General features: G+C 57.3%; 16 protein-coding genes. 10 read left to right on the top strand and 6 right to left on the bottom strand.

Annotated elements, in window-relative coordinates:
• Positions 1-36: 36 nt before the first annotated feature.
• The 4 genes from ligA to AUC60_RS11455 form a co-directional block, all read right to left on the bottom strand.
• On the bottom strand, positions 37-2,397 hold the full coding sequence (gene ligA / locus AUC60_RS11470) for an NAD-dependent DNA ligase LigA (RefSeq protein WP_087266933.1): 2,361 nt from the start codon (positions 2,395-2,397) through the stop codon (positions 37-39).
• Between the two features lie 166 nt (positions 2,398-2,563).
• Positions 2,564-3,403, bottom strand: a complete 840-nt coding sequence (gene zipA, locus AUC60_RS11465; RefSeq protein ID WP_087266929.1) for a cell division protein ZipA — start codon at positions 3,401-3,403, stop codon at positions 2,564-2,566.
• Between the two features lie 250 nt (positions 3,404-3,653).
• Positions 3,654-7,142, bottom strand: coding sequence for a chromosome segregation protein SMC (gene smc, locus AUC60_RS11460; protein ID WP_087266927.1), 3,489 nt, complete (start codon positions 7,140-7,142; stop codon positions 3,654-3,656).
• Between the two features lie 4 nt (positions 7,143-7,146).
• Positions 7,147-7,806: a GntR family transcriptional regulator gene (locus AUC60_RS11455; protein WP_087266924.1), complete on the bottom strand. Its 660-nt coding sequence runs from the start codon at positions 7,804-7,806 to the stop codon at positions 7,147-7,149.
• 415 nt (positions 7,807-8,221) lie between these two features.
• On the opposite strand from AUC60_RS11455, the gene xdhA reads away from it, so the two are divergent.
• The 4 genes from xdhA to guaD all read left to right on the top strand — a co-directional run bounded on the left by xdhA (position 8,222) and on the right by guaD (position 14,434).
• The gene (xdhA, locus tag AUC60_RS11450) at positions 8,222-9,676 is read left to right on the top strand and encodes a xanthine dehydrogenase small subunit (protein ID WP_087266921.1); all 1,455 of its coding nucleotides are present in this window, start codon (positions 8,222-8,224) and stop codon (positions 9,674-9,676) included.
• Positions 9,669-12,149 carry a xanthine dehydrogenase molybdopterin binding subunit gene (gene xdhB, locus AUC60_RS11445; RefSeq protein ID WP_238599563.1) on the top strand — a complete coding sequence of 827 codons (2,481 nt, stop codon included), beginning with the start codon at positions 9,669-9,671 and terminating at the stop codon, positions 12,147-12,149. Before xdhA ends, xdhB begins: the two co-directional genes overlap by 8 nt.
• Positions 12,146-12,982, top strand: coding sequence for a xanthine dehydrogenase accessory protein XdhC (gene xdhC, locus AUC60_RS11440; RefSeq protein ID WP_087266918.1), 837 nt, complete (start codon positions 12,146-12,148; stop codon positions 12,980-12,982). The genes xdhB and xdhC overlap by 4 nt, the downstream gene beginning before the upstream one ends.
• A 147-nt stretch (positions 12,983-13,129) precedes the next feature.
• Positions 13,130-14,434 (top strand): guanine deaminase, encoded by a 1,305-nt coding sequence (guaD, locus tag AUC60_RS11435; RefSeq protein WP_087266915.1) that lies wholly within the window; start codon positions 13,130-13,132, stop codon positions 14,432-14,434.
• A gap of 126 nt (positions 14,435-14,560) precedes the next feature.
• On the opposite strand, the gene AUC60_RS11430 is transcribed toward guaD, so the two are convergent.
• Both AUC60_RS11430 and uraH read right to left on the bottom strand, forming a co-directional pair.
• Positions 14,561-15,304 carry a GntR family transcriptional regulator gene (locus AUC60_RS11430; protein WP_087266912.1) on the bottom strand — a complete coding sequence of 248 codons (744 nt, stop codon included), beginning with the start codon at positions 15,302-15,304 and terminating at the stop codon, positions 14,561-14,563.
• A gap of 131 nt (positions 15,305-15,435) precedes the next feature.
• Entirely contained in the window at positions 15,436-15,789 is a 354-nt protein-coding gene (gene uraH, locus AUC60_RS11425) for a hydroxyisourate hydrolase (RefSeq protein WP_087266909.1), read from the bottom strand.
• A 337-nt stretch (positions 15,790-16,126) separates the two neighbouring features.
• Here uraH and puuE point away from each other — a divergent pair, with 337 nt between their 5' ends.
• From puuE to AUC60_RS11390, 6 genes are all read left to right on the top strand, one after another.
• On the top strand, positions 16,127-17,056 hold the full coding sequence (gene puuE / locus AUC60_RS11420; RefSeq protein WP_087266905.1) for an allantoinase PuuE: 930 nt from the start codon (positions 16,127-16,129) through the stop codon (positions 17,054-17,056).
• A complete protein-coding gene (gene uraD, locus AUC60_RS11415; RefSeq protein WP_087266902.1) occupies positions 17,053-17,568 on the top strand; it encodes a 2-oxo-4-hydroxy-4-carboxy-5-ureidoimidazoline decarboxylase in 516 nt (171 codons plus the stop codon). The genes puuE and uraD overlap by 4 nt, the downstream gene beginning before the upstream one ends.
• A 42-nt stretch (positions 17,569-17,610) precedes the next feature.
• Entirely contained in the window at positions 17,611-18,606 is a 996-nt protein-coding gene (gene alc / locus AUC60_RS11410; protein ID WP_087266897.1) for an allantoicase, read from the top strand.
• 137 nt (positions 18,607-18,743) lie between these two features.
• Positions 18,744-19,247 carry an ureidoglycolate lyase gene (locus AUC60_RS11405; protein WP_087266894.1) on the top strand — a complete coding sequence of 168 codons (504 nt, stop codon included), beginning with the start codon at positions 18,744-18,746 and terminating at the stop codon, positions 19,245-19,247.
• 44 nt (positions 19,248-19,291) lie between these two features.
• Entirely contained in the window at positions 19,292-20,584 is a 1,293-nt protein-coding gene (locus AUC60_RS11400) for a urate hydroxylase PuuD (protein ID WP_087266891.1), read from the top strand.
• A gap of 454 nt (positions 20,585-21,038) precedes the next feature.
• Positions 21,039-21,824, top strand: a complete 786-nt coding sequence (locus AUC60_RS11390; protein ID WP_027902391.1) for an outer membrane protein OmpK — start codon at positions 21,039-21,041, stop codon at positions 21,822-21,824.
• Positions 21,825-21,903 lie beyond the last annotated feature (79 nt).

The raw sequence follows: 21,903 nt of genomic DNA, 5'->3' as shown, positions 1-21,903 counted from the left end.
GTGAGCTTTGTGGGAACATGCTCAGCACATGGCCATTCAATCCACCGCGACGCCATGCTTGGTCAAGAAAGCCACAAACGCCTCTTCATCCAGCACCTTCAGGCCCAGCTCGTTGGCCTTGGTCAGCTTGGACCCGGCCCCCGGTCCAGCGACCACGGTATGGGTTTTGGCCGATACCGAACCAGATACCTTGGCACCCAGGCTTTCCAGTTTGTCCTTGGCGACGTCACGGCTCATCAGCTCCAGGGAGCCGGTCAACACCCAGGTCTGCCCTGCCAACGGCAAGCCTTCAACGACTTTTTTCTCGCTCTGCCAATGCATGCCGAATTCTTTCAACTGGGCTTCGATGGCCAACCCGCGCTCGGCGTTTTCCGGCTTGTCGAAAAACTCGCGCACAGCCTTGGCCTGCTTCTCGGGCAAGGTCTGACGCATGTCCAGCCAGTCTGCCTTGATGATGCCCTCCAGCGAGCCAAACTTGTCCGCTAACTTCAGCGCGGCACCAGGACCTACCGAGGGGATGTTCAGCTTGTCGACCATACCACCCAGCGTCGCGCTGGCGGCGAATTCGGCGCCCAGCTCACCCTCGTCCTGCAATTGCAGGCCGCGTTCGTTTAGCAGCGCGTCAATCACGTTCTGGTTGTGCGCGTCTTCAAAGAAGCTGTGGATTTCATGGGCCACTTCCAGACCGACATCGGGCAAATAAGTCAGCACCTCAGGCAACGCCTGTTTGACCCGCTCCAGCGACGCCAGCGAGCGGGCCAGCACCTTGGCGGTCTCTTCGCCCACATCCGGAATACCCAGCGCATAGATAAAGCGCGCCAGCGTAGGCTGCTTGCTGTCTTCGATGGCCTTGAGCAGTTTTTTGCTGGAGATTTCCGCGAAACCCTCCAGATCGACGATTTGCTCAAAGGTCAGTGCATAAAGATCAGCCGGAGAACCGATCAGTTTCTCGTCCACCAGTTGTTCGATGGTCTTGTCGCCCAGACCTTCAATATCCATGGCCCGTCGCGAGACGTAGTGGATGATCGCCTGCTTGAGTTGCGCGCCGCAGGCCAGTCGACCGACGCAGCGGTACACCGCGCCTTCACTGACGGTTTCCTTGCCTTTGCTGCGCTTGATCAGTTGCGTGCGCTCGACGTGCGAACCACACACCGGACAGGTTTGCGGAATCTCTACCGCGCGGGCGTCTTCCGGGCGACGCTCAAGCACGACTTGCACCACTTGAGGAATCACGTCGCCTGCGCGACGGATGATCACGGTGTCGCCGATCATCAGCCCTAAACGAGCCACTTCGTCCATGTTGTGCAGGGTCGCGTTGGCGACGGTCACGCCAGCCACTTTGACCGGTTTCAAGCGTGCTACGGGCGTAACAGCCCCCGTACGGCCGACCTGGAATTCGACGTCGAGCAACGTAGTGAGCTCTTCCAATGCAGGGAATTTGTAGGCAACGGCCCAGCGTGGTTCACGGGCCCGAAACCCTAGTTCTCGTTGAGAAGCCAAGCTGTTAATTTTGAGGACGACCCCATCTATTTCGTACTTCAGCAGAAGACGCCGTTCTCCCATTGCTTGGCAATAAGCAATAGCATCCTCGATTTTTGACACCAATTTCAGCTCGTGGCTGATTGGAATGCCCCATTTCTTAATTTTTTGAAGCATTCCAAAATAAGTATCAGAGAACTCGCTACTAATCTGCCCCACCCCATAGCAGCAAAATTTTAAAGACCTACGACCAGATATTTTCGGATCCAACTGTCGCATGCTTCCCGCCGCAGCGTTTCTGGGATTCGCAAAGACTTTTTCGCCGATTTCCTCCTGATGTGCATTGACTCGTTCAAAACCCGCTTTTTCGATGAAGACCTCTCCACGCACTTCAATAATTGAAGGCCATCCACGCTCACGTAGCCGCAGAGGTATATTGCGAATTGTCCGAACGTTCGCTGTGATGTCTTCACCGACCGTCCCATTACCGCGGGTAGCTCCTCGAATGAGCTCACCGTTTACATAGAGAAGACTGACTGCGAGGCCATCTAGCTTGGGCTCGCATGTGTACTCAACGTTGACACCATTAAACAAATCATTCGGCAAAGGATCCAGCCGCTGAACAACTCGGCGGTCAAACTCCCTTAACTCATCTTCCTCAAACGCGTTACCCAAGCTGAGCATAGGAACTTCGTGACGAACCTTTGAAAAAGCAGTTAGAACTGCTCCGCCGACCCGCTGTGTGGGCGAATCAGGGGTGACCAGATGAGGGTTTTCCGCTTCAAGCGCTTTGAGTTCGTGGAATAGCCGGTCGTACTCGGCATCCGGAATGCTCGGCTCGTCGAGGACGTGGTAGCGGTAGTTGTGCTGATCCAGCTCGGCGCGCAGTTCTAGGATTCGGGTTTCGGCGGCTTTCATGCGGTGTTCTCTTCAAAAGCAAAAGAGCAGCCTAGGCTGCTCCGATGTTGGTGCTCTGTTGGTTCGACCGTAGGAGCGCGCTTGCCCGCGATAAGGGCCGAAGGACCTTCGTTGCCTGAAAACCGCCATCGCGGGCAAGCGCGCTCCTACAGTTACAGGTTTGGCTTCAACGACGCTGAGTCAAGGCGCGGCGTTCGAATTCGACGATGCGCTGACGGTAGTGCTCGATGGTCTGCGCGGTCATGACGCTGCGCTGATCATCCTTGAGTTCGCCGTTAAGCTCATGAGCCAGCTTGCGAGCAGCGGCGACCATCACATCAAAAGCCTGTTTCGGATGACGCGGACCCGGCAAGCCGAGGAAGAAACTCACGGCACGGGTGCTGAAGTGATCGATGTCATCCAGATCAAAAACGCCTGGCTTGACCGCGTTGGCCATGGAGAACAGCACTTCGCCGTTGCCGGCCATGCTTTCATGGCGATGGAAAATATCCATTTCACCGAAACGCAGACCGCTTTCCAGAATGTTTTGCAGCAGTGCCGGCCCCTTGAAGCCACTTTCGTCACGGCAAATAACGCTGATGACCAGCACCTCTTCGACCGGCGCCAGGTCCTTATCTTCGGTAATGCGCTGAGCAGGCTTGTCGTCCGGGAAATCATCGTCACGCCCGGTGAACAGGCTAGGGCTGTCCATATCCAGATTCAGATCGCCTTGTTGCGGCTCATCTTTGCGCTTGTTGTTGCGCTTGCTCTGACGCGGCGTCGCGCTCATCGAGGGCAAGTCTTCCTCGTCGAGCTGCGGCTCTTTATGCGTGTCGAGCACTCGCGGTGGGCCCAGCAACTCGGCGGAGGACGTGTCATCGTCGTCCGGCAGGTTCGAGAAGCTGCGGTCCAGCCTGAATTTCAATTTCCCCTTGCTGCCGCGCATACGGCGCCAGCCATCAAAAAGAATACCGGCAATGACAATTATGCCGATGACGATCAGCCACTCGCGCAGACCGATTTCCATGTAATCCAGTGCCTCTAGTGAAGAATGCTTGAAATAAGGGCCTAAACCCCTTTAAAACGTGGTGCCAAGTCTCTGTTCTGACTGGCAATTTGCCCACGCGAAAAGAAAAAGTGGACATTAAACTAGCACGACCAAAGGTAACTTTACACCGTCTGTTACATCTGGTTGGTGCGCAAAGCGATATCTACCGCACAGAGTTGTTCACGCAAGGCCAATAACCGGCCATTTCTATCGCGCGGAACAAGCCTTGCTAGGCGTCGACCAGCGCCATTGCTTCCTCCACATCCACTGCCACAAGTCGCGAACAACCCGGTTCATGCATGGTGACACCCATCAATTGATCGGCCATTTCCATGGCGATCTTGTTGTGGGTGATGTAAATGAATTGCACAGTCTGCGACATCTCCTTGACCAGTCGCGCGTAGCGTCCAACGTTGGCATCGTCCAGCGGTGCATCCACTTCGTCGAGCATGCAGAACGGTGCAGGATTGAGCTTGAAAATGGCGAAAACCAACGCCAACGCAGTCAAGGCTTTCTCGCCACCGGACAGCAAATGGATCGTGCTGTTTTTCTTGCCCGGCGGGCGCGCCATGATTGTTACCCCTGTATCGAGTAAATCTTCGCCCGTCAGTTCCAAATAAGCTGAGCCACCACCGAAAACTTTTGGAAAAAGTGCCTGAATTCCACTATTTATCTGATCGAAGGTCTCTTTGAAGCGATTTCGCGTCTCCTTGTCGATCTTGCGGATGACGTTTTCGAGGGTTTCCAGAGCTTCAACCAGGTCAGCATTCTGCGCGTCCAGATAACGTTTGCGCTCTGACTGCTGCTGATACTCGTCGATGGCCGCAAGGTTGATCGCCCCCAGTCGCTGAATACGCCCGGCGATGCGCTCCAATTCCTCCTCGGCCTCCTTTTCGTTAGCCTCGGCGGTCAGGGTGGCTAATACGCCATGCAAGTCGTAACCGTCTTCCAGCAACTGATCCTGCAACGTGGTACGGCGCACCGTGAGGGATTGCCATTCCATGCGCTGCTGCTCCAGCTGGCCACGCAACAGTTGCGATTGCTGCTCGGCCTGGGTGCGGCGCTTCTCGGCATCGCGTAACTCGCGATCGGCATCTTCCAGTGCATTCTTGGCGGTACGCATTTCATCGTCCACCGCCATGCGCCGCTCAAGTAATTCTTCAAGTTTCAGGCGCAGCTCTTCCAGCGGAGCTTCGCCCTCTTCCAGATTGAGATTTAACTGCTCACGTTTTTCGCTAAGCCGCTCGGATTGCATCTCCAGACGCTCAAGGGCCTGCCGTGTGGAATCGTGCTGAGCCCTGAGCGAACCGAGGCGCACCGCCAGCTGATGAGCATGATCCTTGTGCTGACGGGCTTCTTGTCGCACCCGGTCGAGCTGTTCGCGCAGGCTGTCGCGCTGGGCCTGAAGCAGTTCACGCTGTTCGGTGTCCAGCGCCATGGTGTCCAGTGCATCCTGCAATTGCAGACGCGACTCGCCCAATTGCTCGTGCTCAATGGCGCGCTGCTCACCCAGTTCGGCCAGCTCCTCATCAAGGCGAGTTCGGCGTAGCGTGAGCTGTTCGACCTTGACCCTGGCGGCAGACAACTGCGCCCGGAGCTCGCTTTGCTGACGGGTCTCATCCTGCACCCGACGCCGCAATTCTTCCCGGGCTTCTTCCTGATTCGATTGCTGTTCGCGCAACATCAACAGTCGCTCTTCAAGAGAGGCCAATGTGGCTTCACGCTCTTCGCGCTCCTGCCCCAGGCGCTGCAACTCCTGCCCACGGGCCAGCACGCCGCTTTGCGCTTCACTGGCGCGACGTACCCGCAGAAAGTGCGGCCCTACCCAATAGCCATCGCGGCTGATCAGGCTATGCCCGGCCGCCAGCTGGCTGCGTTGGGCCAGTGCCTCGTCGAGGGTTTCAACCGGGCGAACCTGACCCAGCCAACTGGCGAGGTCCATGTCACTGTCGACTTTATCCAGCAGGCTGCCAGGGATGCGCGCAGCTTCGGCACTGGCGCTGACCAGACGCAGATCACCCTGCTGGAAACCGGCTAGATCCAGACCGCTGAAATCATCCACCAGCACAGCCTGCAGATCAGCGCCCAGCACGGTTTCCACTGCAAGCTCCCAACCCGGCTCAACCCGCAAGCCTTCAGCCAGCCGTGGTTGCTCAGCCAGATCATGATCGCGCAGCCATTCGGCAGTGCCGGTGTCGGGATCGAGAGCAGCCTGCTGCAACGCTTCCAGGGATGCCAAACGACCATTGAGCCGCTGCAATTCGCCTTGGGCCTGTTGTTGCGCCTGACTGGCTTGTTGCAGCTCGTTGCGTAAATGCTCAAGCCGCTCGACCGCTTGCTCTTCGCCGATGTGCAGCTCTTCGAGGGACATTTCCCGAGTTGCGAGGTCTTCGTCCAGTTGCAGGATCGCGGCATCTTCCGGGTCGGCTTTGAGCAACTGTAACTCTTCACCGAGACGTCGCTGGCGCTCGGCAAGACGCTCCAGGCTTTGTTCCAATTGTTGAATACGTGACTGCTGAACCTCTGCCTGCCGCCGAGGCTCGGCAGATTGCAGGTTGAAGCTGTCCCATTTCTCCTGCCAGCCGTGCATCGCACTTTCAGCGTCTTCCAGCGACGCAGCAGATTCCTCGGCTGCCGCACTGGTCATCTCCTGCTCGGGTTCGAGCATTTCCAGCTCTTCGCCCAAGGTCGCCAGCAATGTGCGGTCGTGCCCTAGATGGGATTCGGTTTCCTGACGAGCGCGCTCGGCTTCGCGCAGGTCGTCCTGCAATTGGCGCAAGCGTTGCTGGCCGTGCTGAATACTTTGCTCGACGCGGGCAATATCACCGCCCACGGAATAGAAGCGGCCCTGAACCAGATTGAAGCGTTCGGACAGATCATGGTGGCCGTCACGAAGACGCTCAATGCTGGCATCGGCGTTGCGCTGTTCCGCAACCAGCGCCTCGAAACCGACTTCCTGATTGCCGATCACCGCTTCTCGCTGGCTAACCTGCTCGTTCAACGCCTGCCAGCGCAACGCCGACAACTGCGCCTTGAGCTGGCGTTCTTCGGCTTTGTACTCCTGATACTTCTCGGCGGCCTGAGCCTGACGATGCAAACGTTCCAGCTGACGTTCCAGTTCCTCGCGAAGGTCGGTCAGACGCGCAAGGTTTTCGTGGGTACGACGAATCCGGTTTTCAGTCTCGCGACGGCGTTCCTTGTACTTGGAGATACCCGCCGCTTCCTCGATGAAATTACGCAAGTCTTCGGGCTTGGCTTCGATCAGCTTCGAGATCATGCCCTGCTCGATGATCGAATAGCTGCGCGGGCCCAGACCGGTACCGAGGAAGATATCGGTGATGTCCCGCCGACGGCATTTGGTGCCGTTCAGGTAATAGGTGTTCTGGCTGTCGCGGGTGACCTTGCGGCGAATGGAAATTTCCGCGTAGGCAGCGTACTCGCCGACCAGCGTGCCGTCGGAGTTATCGAAGACCAGCTCGATGCTGGCCTGACTGACCGGCTTGCGGCTGGTGGAGCCGTTGAAGATAACGTCAGTCATCGACTCGCCGCGCAGGTTCTTGGCCGAGCTTTCGCCCATGACCCAGCGCACGGCGTCAATAATGTTGGATTTGCCGCAGCCGTTAGGGCCGACGACCGCCGCCATGTTACTGGGGAAGTTCACCGTGGTGGGGTCGACGAAGGATTTGAACCCCGCCAGCTTGATGCACTTCAGCCGCATGGGATCAGCCTGCTTCCAGAGCCGAAAGTACCAACTGACAACTGCGCTGGCCGTAATCGGTCAACACGCTACGAACCCGCGCTGTATCGCGAGCCACCACTGCCTCAAGCAGCTGCTCAAACAAAGTCAGGTAATCGCGCATCTCGGCCTTGCGCTGATCGAGCGCCAGGTAATAGCTGCGGCTCATGGACGGTTGCAGGTTATCGACGGTTTCTTGCAGATAAAGGTTGTCGGCAAAGGGATAGGCGGCACGCATAACGTTGAAGCTGTCTTCAACGAAGGCTTTCACGTCCTGGCGCTCGTAGCTGGCAATCAGCCGCTGCTGAATTTGCAGGAAGGTTGCCAGATCGCTTTGCTGCTGCCACTTCTCGGCCACCGCAATGCCCAGCAGCACATACAATTCAGTCATCAGCGTGCATAAGCTCTGCACGTTGTGCGCGTTGAGCACCGTGACCTGCGCACCGCGACGCGGCAGTATCGCCACCAGATGACGGCGTTCCAGAATCAACAATGCTTCGCGCACCGAGCCACGGCTGACGTTCAACGCCTGCGTGACTTTTTGTTCCTGAATGCGCTCCGCGGGCTTGAGTTCGCCACGAATGATGCGCTCGGCAAGGTGGTGAGCAATTTGCTCGGCGAGGCTGTCCGGAGCCTTGAACGTCATGTCTATCCCAAATGCTGGTTATAACCAAGCGGCGCAGTGTATCCCAATGAAGGCCAATGGCGCAGGGCCATACCAGTGGAAACTGGCACGAAATAAGCAAAACTTTCAACAGATCGTGTCAGTTCGTCGCATTGGCGACCTACTGATACCACGCACCTGATCTAAAAACGACATTTCCTGACCTAAGAGTCAGAAACAAATTGACCGAGAAGTCAGACCTGATAAATTCGCCCTTACAGACCGTGTGAAAACGTAGCGAGCGACGGCAAGACAAGGCAAAAACAGGCGAAAAAGCGGAGTCTAGGTGTTCTAAATGAGCATTTTTCGCCTGTTTTTAACGCAGTATTGCCGAGCGCAGTAGTTTTCACGCGGTCTGTCGTGTTCGATGACCAGAAAAACGCGTAGAGGACCTGCCGTGATCCAATTTCTCTTGAACAATGAGCTACGCACCGAACATAGCCTGGACCCCAATCTGACGGTTCTCAACTACCTGCGCGAACACCTGCACAAATCGGGCACCAAAGAAGGCTGTGCCAGCGGTGACTGCGGCGCCTGCACGGTGGTGGTCGGTGAACTCGAAAGCGATTCACAGGGTGAAGACCGCCTGCGTTATCGCAGCCTCAATTCGTGCCTGACTTTTGTCGCTTCCTTGCACGGCAAGCAGTTGATCAGCGTTGAAGATCTCAAGCATCAAGGCAAGCTGCACAGCGTCCAGCAGGCGATGGTCGATTGCCATGGCTCGCAATGCGGTTTCTGCACACCCGGTTTTGTGATGTCGTTGTTTGCCCTGCAAAAGAACAGCACACAACCCGATAGTCATAAAACCCACGAAGCGCTGGCAGGCAACCTCTGCCGCTGCACTGGCTATCGCCCGATTCTCGATGCCGCCGAACAATCGTGCAGCAAGCGTCAGCCGGACCAGTTCGACGAACGCAAAGCACAGACCATCGCCCGCCTGCGCAGTATTGCGCCGACGCAAACCGGGGAACTGAATGACGGCGACAAGCGCTGTCTGGTCCCGCAGACCGTTGCCGACCTGGCACATTTGTATGAAGCCAACCCGCAGGCGCGGCTGCTGGCTGGCGGTACCGATCTGGCCCTTGAAGTCACTCAGTTCCACCGCCCGCTGCCGGTAATGATTTATGTGGGCAATGTCGCCGAGCTGAAGCGCATCGAGCATTTCGATGATCGCCTGGAAATCGGCGCTGCGACACCACTGACCGATTGCTACGCCGCCCTGAGTGCCGAGTACCCGGACTTCGGCGAACTGCTGCAGCGCTTTGCCTCGTTGCAGATCCGCAATCAAGGCACGCTGGGCGGCAATATCGGCAACGCCTCGCCGATTGGCGATTCCCCTCCTCTGCTGATCGCTCTGGGTGCGCAAATCGTGCTGCGTAAGGGCGACACCCGCCGCACCCTGGCGCTTGAGGATTACTTTATTGACTACCGGGTGACGGCGCGGCAGGAAAGCGAATTCATCGAAACCATTGTCGTGCCTAAAGCCAAGGCGCAGCAGGCCTTCCGCGCCTATAAAGTGTCGAAGCGACTGGATGACGATATTTCTGCGGTGTGCGCAGCGTTCAATCTGCATGTCGAGAATGGCAGCATCGTTGACGCACGCGTTGCTTACGGAGGGATGGCGGCAACTCCCAAGCGAGCCGCCGCCTGCGAGCGGGCATTGATCGGCTCGCCATGGACATCTGCCACAGTGGAGGCTGCCTGCGCGGCACTGGCCGAAGACTTCACGCCCCTGTCAGACTTCCGCGCCAGCAAGGAATATCGGCTGCTCAGCGCGCAAAACCTGCTGCGCAAATACTTCATCGAACTGCAAACACCTACTGTCCAGACGCGGGTGACGGCTTATGTCTAACAACTCAGCCATAAAGTCACAGGCCGAAATGATCGCCCTGTTTCAGCAGGATCTGACTACCGGCGTTGGCCGCAGCGTCAAGCACGACAGCGCCGACAAGCATGTGTCCGGCGAAGCGGTGTACATCGATGACCGCCTGGAATTCCCTAATCAACTGCACGTGTATGCGCGCCTGTCCGACCGTGCTCACGCGCGGATCATCAGCGTCGATACCACGCCTTGTTATGCCTTTGATGGCGTGAAAATTGTCATCACGCACGAAGACATCCCCGGCCTGAAAGACATCGGTCCGCTGCTGCCCGGCGATCCATTGCTGGCCATCGACAAAGTGGAGTTCGTCGGCCAGCCGGTGCTCGCCGTTGCTGCTCGCAGCCTCGATATCGCTCGTCAGGCGGCAATGGCCGCGGTGATTGAATACGAAGATCTGGAACCGGTGCTGGATGTGGTCCAAGCGCTGCGGGCCAAGCACTTCGTGCTCGACAGCCATACGCACAAGCGCGGTGACAGTGCCGCTGCACTGGACGCTGCCCGGCATCGTCTTCAGGGCAATCTGCACATCGGTGGTCAGGAACACTTCTATCTGGAGACCCAGATATCCTCGGTAATGCCCACCGAAGATGGCGGCATGATCGTCTACTGCTCGACCCAGAACCCCACTGAAATACAGAAACTGGTCGCCGAAGTGCTGGACGTTTCGATGAACAAAATTGTCGTCGACATGCGCCGCATGGGCGGTGGTTTTGGCGGCAAGGAAACCCAGGCAGCGAGTCCTGCGTGTCTGTGTGCCGTGATCGCGCGCCTGACCGGGCAGCCCACCAAAATGCGCCTGCCCCGCGTCGAAGACATGCTGATGACCGGCAAGCGCCACCCGTTCTACATTGAGTACGACGTGGGTTTCGATGACGATGGCCGTCTGCATGGCATTCAACTGGATCTGGCGGGTAATTGCGGTTACTCGCCTGATCTGTCAGCGTCAATTGTCGACCGGGCGATGTTCCATGCTGACAACTCTTACTACTTAGGCGAAGCCACGATCAACGGCCATCGCTGCAAAACCAACACCGCATCCAACACCGCGTACCGAGGCTTCGGCGGCCCGCAAGGTATGGTCGCCATTGAAGAGGTCATGGATTCAATCGCCCGCTATCTGGGCAAAGATCCACTGGCAGTGCGCAAGGCCAACTACTACGGCAAGACCGATCGCAACGTCACCCACTACTACCAGACCGTCGAGCACAACCTGCTGGAAGAAATGACTGCCGAGCTGGAAGAAAGCAGTCAATACCACGAGCGGCGCGAAGCGATCCGGGCGTTCAACGCCGACAGCCCGATTCTGAAGAAAGGCCTGGCGCTGACCCCGGTCAAGTTCGGCATTTCCTTTACTGCCAGTTTTCTCAATCAGGCCGGTGCGCTGATCCATATCTACACAGACGGCAGCATCCACCTGAACCACGGCGGCACAGAAATGGGTCAGGGGTTGAACGTCAAAGTCGCGCAAGTCGTGGCCGAGGTATTCCAGGTCGATATCGACCGGATTCAGATCACCGCCACCAACACCGATAAAGTGCCCAACACTTCTCCGACTGCGGCTTCCAGCGGCGCGGATCTGAATGGCAAGGCGGCGCAGAACGCGGCAGAAATCCTCAAACAGCGTCTGGTGGAATTTGCCGCCAAACACTTCAAGGTCTCAGAAACAGACGTGGCGTTTCGCAACGGCCACATTCGCGCTGGCGAACAGATCGTGTCATTTCAGTCTTTGGCGCAACTGGCGTGGATGGGGCAGGTTTCGCTGTCCAGTACCGGTTATTACAAGACGCCGAAAATCTTCTACGACCGCAGTCAGGCACGGGGCAGGCCTTTTTATTACTTTGCCTTTGGCGCAGCCTGCAGCGAAGTGATCGTCGACACCCTGACCGGCGAGTACAAGATGCTGCGTACCGACATCCTGCATGACGTCGGCGCGTCATTGAATCCGGCCATTGATATCGGGCAGGTCGAAGGTGGCTATATTCAGGGGATGGGCTGGCTGACTACGGAAGAACTGGTCTGGAATGACAAAGGCAAACTGATGACCAACGGCCCGGCGGGCTACAAGATTCCGGCGGTCGCGGATATGCCTCTGGATTTGCGCGTCAAGCTGGTGGAGAACCGCAAAAACCCGGAAGACACTGTGTTTCATTCCAAAGCCGTGGGAGAGCCGCCGTTCATGCTTGGCATCTCGGCCTGGTGTGCGATCAAGGATGCAGTGGCCAGTCTGGCCGACTATCGCCATCAACCGAAGATCGATGCGCCCGCGACGCCGGAACGGGTGTTGTGGGGGTGTGAGCAGATGCGTAAGACCGAGTCGCCAATATCGCGGGCAAGCACCGCCCCCACAGGGGACAGCGATCCAATGTGGGAGCGGCCGGGGTCGCGCTCGACCTTACCCGCGATGGAAGCGATGAAGATCGCAAGCCCGGAGATCAAAAAATGAACTGGATCAGCGCCCTCGCCGACCTGCAAACCCAGGGTGAAGCCTGCGTGCTGGTCACCATCATCGAAGAGCGCGGTTCGACGCCACGTAATGCCGGTTCGAAGATGGTGGTCAGTGCCGAACGGATCTTCGACACCATTGGTGGCGGGCATCTGGAATACAAAGCCATGGAGATCGCCCGGGAGATGCTGCTCAGCCGCAGCCAGGACACGCGCCTGGAACGCTTCAGCCTGGGCGCGAGCCTTGGCCAATGCTGCGGCGGCGTGAATGTGCTGCTGTTCGAACCCATGGGCCAGCCTCAGGCGCAGATCGCCGTGTTCGGTGCCGGCCATGTAGGTCGAGCGCTGGTGCCTTTATTGGCCAGTCTGCCCTGCCGGGTGCGCTGGATCGATTCTCGAGAACAGGAGTTTCCCGCGCAGATTCCCAGTGGCGTGCGCAAGATCGTCGCCGAAGACCCGTTGGATGAAATCGATGAGTTGCCCAAAGGCAGTTATTGCATTGTCATGACCCACAACCATCAACTGGACCTGGAGCTGACCGCGGCGATTCTCAAGCGCGGCGACTTTGCCTACTTCGGTCTGATCGGCTCGAAAACCAAGCGGGTCAAATTCGAGCATCGGTTGCGTGATCGCGGCTTTGATCCGGCACTGTTGCAGCGCATGCGCTGTCCGATGGGGCTGAGCGAAGTCAAAGGCAAATTGCCTGTCGAGATTGCGGTATCGATTGCCGCCGAAGTCATCGCCACTTACAACGTTAATTTCGGGCAGCACAGCGCCAGCGCCGAACCTGTTGCCAAACTGCTACCGGTTTCACGGCGCAGCCGGGCGCAATAACCGGCTTGCTGTTGCGCTGCACCTCCCCGTAGGAGCGCATGAGCAGCGCGAGGCCGCGATGGCGTGGTATCAGCCTCGCGCTGCTCGTGCTCTCCTATAGGCAAGACACTCCAATTCAAATGCTGATTTATGCTTGATGAGACCTATATGAACCCAAGTAAAAAAGCCTACCGAGCCGCCATTCTGCACAGCGTTGGCGACCCGGCAGAAGTCGGCATTGAAGCGTCATACGAGTACTTCGCTGACGGCCTGATGCTGGTTGAAGACGGCAAGATTGTCGCCCTTGGCCACGCAGCCGAACTACTTACAACCCTCGAATCTCATGTCGAAGTGACCGAGTACAAGGACGCATTGATCACGCCTGGCTTTATCGATACCCACATCCATTTGCCGCAGACCGGCATGGTCGGCTCCTACGGCGAACGTTTGCTGGACTGGCTCAACACTTACACCTTCCCCTGCGAAAAACAGTTCGCTGACCCGCAGCACTCAGCCGAAGTCGCGGACATTTTCCTTAAGGAACTGCTGCGCAACGGCACCACCACTGCGCTGGTGTTTGGCAGCGTGCACAAGGAGTCAGTCGAGGCGTTCTTTCAAGCAGCAGAAAAGCTCAACCTGCGAATGATTGCTGGCAAGGTGATGATGGATCGCAACGCTCCGGACTACCTCACCGATACGGCAGAATCGGGCTACGCCGACAGCAAGGCGCTGATCGAACGCTGGCACGGCAAGGGCCGCCTGCACTACGCGGTCACGCCACGTTTTGCGCCGACCAGCACCCCGGAGCAACTCACCATGGCCGGGAAGTTGCTCGGCGAGTACCCCGATGTGTACATGCAGACTCACATCAGTGAAAACGTCGAGGAGGTGCAGTGGGTCAAGGCGCTGTTCCCGGAACGCAGCGGTTATCTGGACGTATACGACCATTTCAAACTGCTGGGTGAACGCTCGGTATTTGCCCACGGCGTACACCTCTGCGACGCCGAATGCGCGCGGCTTGCCGAGACCGGTTCAGCCATCGCCTTCTGCCCTACTTCGAACCTGTTTCTGGGCAGCGGCTTGTTCAATCTGCCTCTGGCTGAAAAGCACAAGGTCAACGTCGGCGTAGGCACTGACGTGGGCGGTGGCACCAGCTTCTCAATCCTGCAAACCTTGAACGAAGCCTACAAAGTGATGCAGATGCAGGGCGCCAAACTGAGCCCTTTCAAATCGCTGTACCTGGCAACCCTGGGCGGCGCACGTGCGTTGCGTCTGGACGACCGGGTTGGCAGTCTGCGGGTGGGTAATGAAGCCGATTTTCTGGTGCTGGATTACCACGCCACGCCGCTGCTTTCGTACCGGTTGAAGCAAGCCAGGGACATTGCCGAGACGTTGTTTGTACTGATGACACTGGGGGATGACCGGACCGTACTGGAGACTTGGTCGGCCGGGGAAATGGTGCACTGCAGATAAGGCGAAGCTGACGGAAAACTTGTGGGAGCCGGGCTTGCCCGCGATGAGGCTGGATGCGATCTAAAATGAATCGCGTCTAGCCTCATCGCGGGCAAGCCCGGCTCCCACAGAGGTATGCAGTAACACTCAACCTTTCTTCCCCGCTCTCAAATGCGAAAACACTGCATGCAGGTCATCTGAGGCGCTGTCTTCGTCCAGGTTGAGTTTGCTGTCGATGTGATCCATGTGATGCATCATCAGCTCGACGGCACGCTTGGAATCACGAGCTTCGATCGCGTCGATCAACTGGCTGTGCTCATCCCATGAACAGTGCGTGCGATTACCGGTTTCGTACTGGGCAATGATCAGCGAGGTCTGCGATACCAGACTGCGCTGGAAGCTGATCAGCGGGGCGTTCTTCGCCGCGACGGCCAATTGCAGGTGAAATTCGCCGGACAGGCGAATGCCTGCGCCGCGATCGCCCTTGGCAAAACTGTCGCGCTCGTCATTGACCATCTGCCGCAAGGCCGCCAATTGCTCCGAAGTCGCATGCTCGACAGCCAGTTCAGTGATGGCTTTTTCCACCATCCGACGCGCGAAAAATACCTGACGCGCTTCATCAATGCTTGGGCTGGCGACCACGGCACCACGGTTGGGCCGCAGTATCACCACCCCTTCATGCGCCAGACGAGACAGAGCCCGACGGATGATCGTCCGGCTCACGCCAAAAATTTCACCCAGCGCTTCCTCACTCAGCTTGGTCCCAGGTGCCAGACGCTGCTCGAGAATGGCCTCGAATATGTGCGCATAGACCACATCGTCCTGAGTACCACTGCGCACTGGCTTTGCAACGCGTGGCTGCTTTTTGAGGGGTTGCAACGGTTCGTTCATGAGCGCTCGTGGCAGTCGACGATAAAAAGTGAGCGCATTGTACACAGGGTGCGGCGACCGAACAGTGCGCCTTCCGAGCGGGCTAAACCATACAGTATGAGTTGCAGAAGTGGCGGTCGTTTGTGAATCACTCAACTGCCACGATACGTCGAGTAACTGTAGGGCGAGATCAGCAACGGCACGTGGTAGTGCTCCTGGCCGGCGTCAATCCCGAAGCGCAACACCACCACATCGAGAAACGCAGGTTCAGGCAACGCCACACCTCGGGCGCGATAATAGTCACCGGCATGAAAGTGCAGTTGGTAGACACCCGAGCGGTAGTCCTCACCTTGCAACAAAGGCGCATCACAACGACCGTCGCTGTTGGTCTGTGCCGAGGCGACCAGCACCTGGCTTGCGCCCTCGATCCGATACAGCTCGACCCTGATGGACGCGCCGGGACAACCGTGGGCAGCGTCAAGAACGTGCGTCGTCAATTTACCCATTTCGAATCTGCCCCATCCTGAAATCTGAAAGCCACACGCCGCACCATTTGAGTGCTAGCAGCCGTGAAAGAATGTCGAATTAAGACACTTTAGCGAAAAGCTGTACACAATAAAAAATGCTGATTAAGCCTGCATGCGGGCTTATATCCCGCGCAGCCCCGATTCACCGGGACTCGCGGAATTAATTAGAGTTTTTCACGATTACCTGACCACCTAGGCAAGTTTCTTGCAGAAACATGTTAAGCATCTGGGACAAAAAACAAGGTTACAAATTGAAAGACGCTTTGTATACAATCCAGCCATCGCATCTGTTCCACAGCACATAAGGAATATTGCAGTGAGCGCTGACTATCCTCGCGACCTGATCGGTTACGGCAGCAACCCGCCCCATCCCCGCTGGCCGGGTAATGCGCGTATTGCGCTGTCCTTCGTGCTCAATTACGAAGAAGGCGGCGAGCGTAATATCCTGCACGGCGACAAAGAGTCCGAAGCGTTCCTGTCCGAGATGGTCTCCGCTCAACCGCTGCAGGGCGAGCGTAACATGAGCATGGAATCGCTTTATGAATACGGCAGCCGCGCTGGTGTGTGGCGTATCCTCAAGCTGTTCAAGCAATTCGATATCCCGTTGACGATCTTTGCCGTGGCCATGGCAGCCCAGCGCCACCCGGATGTGATCCGCGCCATGGTTGCCGACGGTCACGAGATTTGCAGCCACGGTTATCGCTGGATCGATTATCAGTACATGGATGAAGCCAAGGAACGCGAGCACATGCTCAAGGCGATCCGCATCCTCACCGAGATCACCGGCGAACGTCCGCTGGGCTGGTACACCGGCCGCACAGGGCCCAATACCCGGCGTCTGGTGATGGAAGAAGGCGGCTTTCTCTACGACTGCGACACCTATGACGACGATCTGCCTTACTGGGAGCCCGATAGCCCGACCGGCAAAGCTCATCTGGTGATTCCGTATACGCTGGACACCAACGACATGCGCTTCACTCAGGTCCAGGGCTTCAACAATGGCGATCAGTTTTTCCAGTACCTCAAAGACGCTTTCGATGTGCTGTATGCCGAAGGTGCCGACGCGCCAAAGATGCTTTCCATCGGTTTGCATTGCCGCCTGATCGGTCGCCCGGCTCGTCTGGCTTCCCTCAAGCGTTTCATCGAATACGCCAAAAGCCACGAGCAGGTCTGGTTCACCCGCCGGGTAGACATTGCCCGCCACTGGCACGCTGAACACCCGTATCAGCCGGAAGCCGCACAATGAGCCGTTTCATGACGCTAAAACCATCAGCCCTGAGCCGGGACGAGTTCATTGCGACCTTTGCTGACATCTACGAACATTCGCCATGGGTCGCAGCCGCTGCTTACGATCAGGGCGCGCTCGATGAGCTGGACGATGTCGAGACCCTGCATGCGCGAATGAGCCAGATCCTGCTCGACGCCGATCATGAGCGCCAGCTCGCACTGATCAACGCGCACCCGGATCTCGCCGGTAAAGCGGCAGTGCAAGGGCAACTGACCGAAGCCAGCACCAGCGAACAGGCTGGCGCGGGCATCCACCAATGCACAGCCGAAGAATTCAAACGATTTACCGAACTCAACGACGCTTACAAAGCCCGATTCGCCTTCCCGTTCATCATGGCAGTCAAAGGCAGTAACCGGCACCAGATACTCGCAGCCTTTGAAACCCGCATCGATAATTCGGTCGACGCCGAATTCGCCTGCGCCCTGGCCGAGATCAACAAGATTGCCCTGTTTCGTTTGCAAGCCCTCTAACCGCCCTACCCAGGCCACTGATCAAAAGGCAGACCTAAAAGAATGAAAGCTTACGCCGCACCCTTCGAGAAGTTCGTCAACCTGGCCGACGCGCGCCTGGGTACCAAAATCCTTTCCGTGACTGACGACTGGTTCGCCGATGCCAACCGCCTGTTCCAGCCCACCCCTGCGGTGTGGAAAGAAGGCGTGTTTGACGACAACGGCAAGTGGATGGACGGCTGGGAATCGCGTCGCAAGCGTTTCGAAGGTTACGACAGCGCAGTGATCCGCCTGGGTGTGGCGGGCACGATCAAGGGCGTGGACATCGACACTTCCTACTTCACCGGTAACTATCCGCCATCGGCATCGCTGGAAGCGTGCTTCCTGGCCAGCGGCGAGCCGGACGAGAACACCCAGTGGACGGAAATCCTGTCAGCTGTGGAACTGAACGGCGACAGCCATCACTACCATGAAATCAGCGCTGACCAGGCGTTCAGCCATTTGCGCTTCAACATCTATCCGGACGGCGGAGTTGCCCGTCTGCGTGTTTACGGCGTGCCGTTCCGGGACTGGTCGGCAGTGGGTGAAACCGAGCAACTTGATCTGGCGTCGGCGCTCAATGGTGGCCGCGCTCTGGCGTGTTCCGATGAACACTACGGCAGCATGAGCAACATCCTCAATCCGGGCCGTGGCGTGAACATGGGCGACGGCTGGGAAACTGCACGTCGCCGCACGCCTGGCAACGACTGGGTAATCATCGCCTTGGGTCATGCGGGCGAAGTGGAAAAAGTCCTGGTCGATACTCTGCACTTCAAAGGTAACTATCCGGACAGTTGCTCGATCCAGGGCGCATTCGTGAAGGGCGGTACTGACAGCCAGATCGAAACCCAGAGCCTGTTCTGGCGCGAACTGCTGCCAAGCCAGAAACTGAGCATGCACGCCGAACACGAGTTCGCCGAGCAGATCAAGGCGCTGGGTCCTATTACCCATATCCGCCTGAACGTGTTCCCGGATGGTGGCGTGAGTCGTCTTCGGGTGTTGGGTAAAGTTGTAAGGTAAGCATCGTGATCCCCTTGTGGGAGCGATGCTTGCCCGCGATAGGAACACCGCGGTCTATCCTGAACCGCGTCCAGCCTTATCGCGGGCAAGCACCGCTCCCACATGGGTCCAAAGAATTCGAAAACAGAAGACCCAGCATGCGCACACTGACCATCGAGCCGTTGACCAAAGAAGCTTTTGCCCCGTTCGGAGACGTCATCGAAACCGACGGCAGCGATCACTTCATGATCAACAACGGTTCGACCCAGCGTTTTCATCGTTTGGCCGAGGTGCAAACCGCGACGCCGGACGACAAGGCGATCATCAGTATCTTCCGCGCCGAGGCGCTGCAGATGCCCTTGATCATCAGCATGCTGGAGCGCCATCCGCAGGGCAGTCAGGCGTTTGTGCCACTGCTCGGCAACCCTTTTCTGGTCGTGGTCGCGCCCATTGGCGATGAACCTGATTCAGAGCTGACCCGTGCCTTCGTGACCAACGGTAGGCAGGGTGTTAATTACCATCGCGGCGTCTGGCACCACCCGGTGCTGACGATCGAAAAGCGGGATGACTTCCTGGTGGTTGATCGCAGTGGAACTGGCAATAACTGCGATGAGCATTTTTTCGCTGAGAGCCAGAAGCTGGTTCTCGACCCCCACCCGTAGAAGCTTGAACGTCCGAGAAGTGACGACAGCTAGAAGGTAAACCCGTGGAAGCACATTTGATGGAATGGCTGAATCTCAGCGTGCGCTGGATTCACATGATTGTTGGTATCGCCTGGATCGGCGCATCGTTCTATTTTGTCTGGCTGGAGAACAACCTTAATCGGGTCAACCCGCGCGATGGTCTGTCCGGGGATTTATGGGCCATTCACGGTGGCGGCATCTACCACCTGGAAAAATACAAACTCGCCCCGCCGACCATGCCCGAGAACCTGCACTGGTTCAAATGGGAGGCTTACTTCACCTGGCTGTCAGGCGTAGCACTGCTGTGCGTGGTGTTCTACGCCAATCCGACTCTGTACCTGCTCGCACCGGGCAGCAGCCTGTCCGGCGTGGAAGGCGTGGCGCTCGGACTGGGTTCGCTGTTCGTCGGCTGGTTCGTCTACAGCTTTCTCTGTGACTCAGCGCTGGGCAAACGCCCCGCCCTGCTCGGCCTGATTCTGTTCGTGCTAGTCATCGCTGCGGCGTATGGTTTCAGCAAAGTGTTCAGCGGTCGCGGCGCTTACCTGCATGTTGGCGCGATCATCGGTACGATCATGGTCGGCAACGTGTTCCGCATCATCATGCCAGCCCAACGCGCATTGATAGCAGCCATCGCCGAGAACCGCACACCGGATCCATCGTTGCCCGCCAAAGGCTTGCTGCGCTCGCGCCACAACAACTACTTCACCTTGCCGGTGCTGTTCATCATGATCAGCAACCATTTCCCGAGCACTTACGGCAGCGCTTACAACTGGCTGATCCTGGCCGGGATCGGTGTGTTGGCAGTGCTGGTCCGTCACTATTTCAATACGCGGCACAACAGCCATAAATTCGCCTGGACCCTGCCTGTTGCTGCACTGGGCATGATCTGTCTGGCTTACGTCACCGGCCCTGCGCCGATGCCACAACCACAGCAAGCAAAGAAGATCGAATATCAGCCATTACCGGGCACCGCCGTCGGCGGCTATCGCCATGACGAAGTGCGCCCGGCTCCGCCTCCGGAACCTGTTGCAGAGGCTGCAGTTGCCAGTCCGGGCGTAGACTTCGGGAAGGTGCAGAGCGTGATTCATGAACGCTGCACCGTGTGCCACTCAGCCAAACCCACCAGCCAGTTATTCAGCACCGCGCCTGCCGGCGTGATGTTCGACACAGCAGAACAGATCAAGCAAATGGCCCCGCGCATTCAGGCCCAGGCCGTGACCTCGCAGATCATGCCGCTGGGCAACATCACCCAGATGACTCAGCAGGAAAGAGACCTCATTGGGGCGTGGGTGACGGCAGGCGCGCAGCCCCACTGATCGCTGGCCGAGCACCTGACTGTAGGAGCTGGCGAAGGCTGCGATGGCATTTACCTGATACACCGCCATCGCAGCCTTTGGCAGCTCCTGCAGTCAGGTATATGAAACATCAATTTTACGCCCCACAATTGTTCGCCCTGCCCTGTCCCAGAGCACTTGCACGAAACACGCGCAGCCAATATCCTCCGCCGCCGCGTTAAAACCCGCCGTGTTGCAATGCTGACTGAACAGACAACTAACTGACCAACCGGTCAACTGTCGCGTTTTTCTGAAAAAAGCCCTGATCGACTGTTAAAGATGCAGCCGATAGCACTTTCGTGCGCTTTTCAATCAGCATTGGCTCAGCTCTTGCTATGTAGTCAAAGCTGACCAAACAGACATGTTTTAACCGCGGAAAAGTGCCTACAAAGAGCACCCAAAAAAAGACCATATCGATCCATCAGGGGAGCATTGAATGAACCGTATTATTTCCAGCGCGATAGTTGCCGGCAGTCTTCTGGCGTCCGGGCAAAGCATGGCCGACGGCCTGCTGCAATGGCAGAGCAACAGCCTGACTTACCTCAACGGTCGCGACTTTACAGTCAACCCGTCAAACCAACAGACGTTCACTTTTGAACACGCTGACGGCTGGAAATACGGCGATAACTTCCTGTTCATCGACAAGATCTTCTATAACGGTAAAGGCGACGCCACCAACGGCGACAACACCTACTACGGCGAGATCTCCCCGCGCTTGTCCATGGGCAAGATCTTTGGTCAGAAATTCGAGTTCGGCCCGATCTCCGATGTATTGCTGGCGGCTACTTACGAGTTCGGTGAAGGCGATAACGAGTCGTACCTGATTGGTCCGGGCTTTGACTTGAACATCCCGGGCTTCGATTACTTCCAGCTGAACTTCTACAAGCGTTACACCGACGGCCATCGCGCGGGTTATGGCGCATGGCAGGTTACACCGGTCTGGTCCTATACGATTCCAGTGGGCAAATCCGACATCCTGATCGACGGTTTCATTGACTGGGTCGTGGACAACAAGTCCGACCGCAATGGCGAATACAAGTCCAACGTACACTTCAACCCGCAAATCAAATACGACCTGGGTAAAGCGATCAACTTGCCTGAGCGCCAACTGTATGTGGGTATTGAGTACGATTACTGGTCTGACAAATACGGCATTGAAGACACCAAGTTCTTCGACACCAACCAGAACACCGCGAGCTTGCTGGTGAAAGTGTTCTTCTGATAAAGACATCGCGCTCCCTGTAGGAGCTCACCGAGGTTACGAGGCCAGCGATAGCGGTGTGTCAGACATACCGCTATCG

The organism is Pseudomonas caspiana (assembly GCF_002158995.1).
Classification (GTDB): Bacteria; Pseudomonadota; Gammaproteobacteria; order Pseudomonadales; family Pseudomonadaceae; genus Aquipseudomonas; species Aquipseudomonas caspiana.
The sequence above is the reverse complement of the archived record's forward strand: the minus strand, read 5'-3'. Positions and strand labels throughout refer to the sequence as shown.

Bases quoted from the DNA above. Each gene is read 5' to 3' on its own strand.
- ligA (WP_087266933.1), bottom strand. From the start codon at position 2,397: ATGAAAGCCGCCGAAACCCGAATCCTAGAACTGCGCGCCGAGCTGGAT.
- zipA (WP_087266929.1), bottom strand. From the start codon at position 3,403: ATGGAAATCGGTCTGCGCGAGTGGCTGATCGTCATCGGCATAATTGTC.
- smc (WP_087266927.1), bottom strand. From the start codon at position 7,142: ATGCGGCTGAAGTGCATCAAGCTGGCGGGGTTCAAATCCTTCGTCGAC.
- AUC60_RS11455 (WP_087266924.1), bottom strand. From the start codon at position 7,806: ATGACGTTCAAGGCTCCGGACAGCCTCGCCGAGCAAATTGCTCACCAC.
- xdhB (WP_238599563.1), top strand. From the start codon at position 9,669: ATGTCTAACAACTCAGCCATAAAGTCACAGGCCGAAATGATCGCCCTG.
- xdhC (WP_087266918.1), top strand. From the start codon at position 12,146: ATGAACTGGATCAGCGCCCTCGCCGACCTGCAAACCCAGGGTGAAGCC.
- guaD (WP_087266915.1), top strand. From the start codon at position 13,130: ATGAACCCAAGTAAAAAAGCCTACCGAGCCGCCATTCTGCACAGCGTT.
- AUC60_RS11430 (WP_087266912.1), bottom strand. From the start codon at position 15,304: ATGAACGAACCGTTGCAACCCCTCAAAAAGCAGCCACGCGTTGCAAAG.
- uraH (WP_087266909.1), bottom strand. From the start codon at position 15,789: ATGGGTAAATTGACGACGCACGTTCTTGACGCTGCCCACGGTTGTCCC.
- uraD (WP_087266902.1), top strand. From the start codon at position 17,053: ATGAGCCGTTTCATGACGCTAAAACCATCAGCCCTGAGCCGGGACGAG.
- alc (WP_087266897.1), top strand. From the start codon at position 17,611: ATGAAAGCTTACGCCGCACCCTTCGAGAAGTTCGTCAACCTGGCCGAC.
- AUC60_RS11405 (WP_087266894.1), top strand. From the start codon at position 18,744: ATGCGCACACTGACCATCGAGCCGTTGACCAAAGAAGCTTTTGCCCCG.
- AUC60_RS11390 (WP_027902391.1), top strand. From the start codon at position 21,039: ATGAACCGTATTATTTCCAGCGCGATAGTTGCCGGCAGTCTTCTGGCG.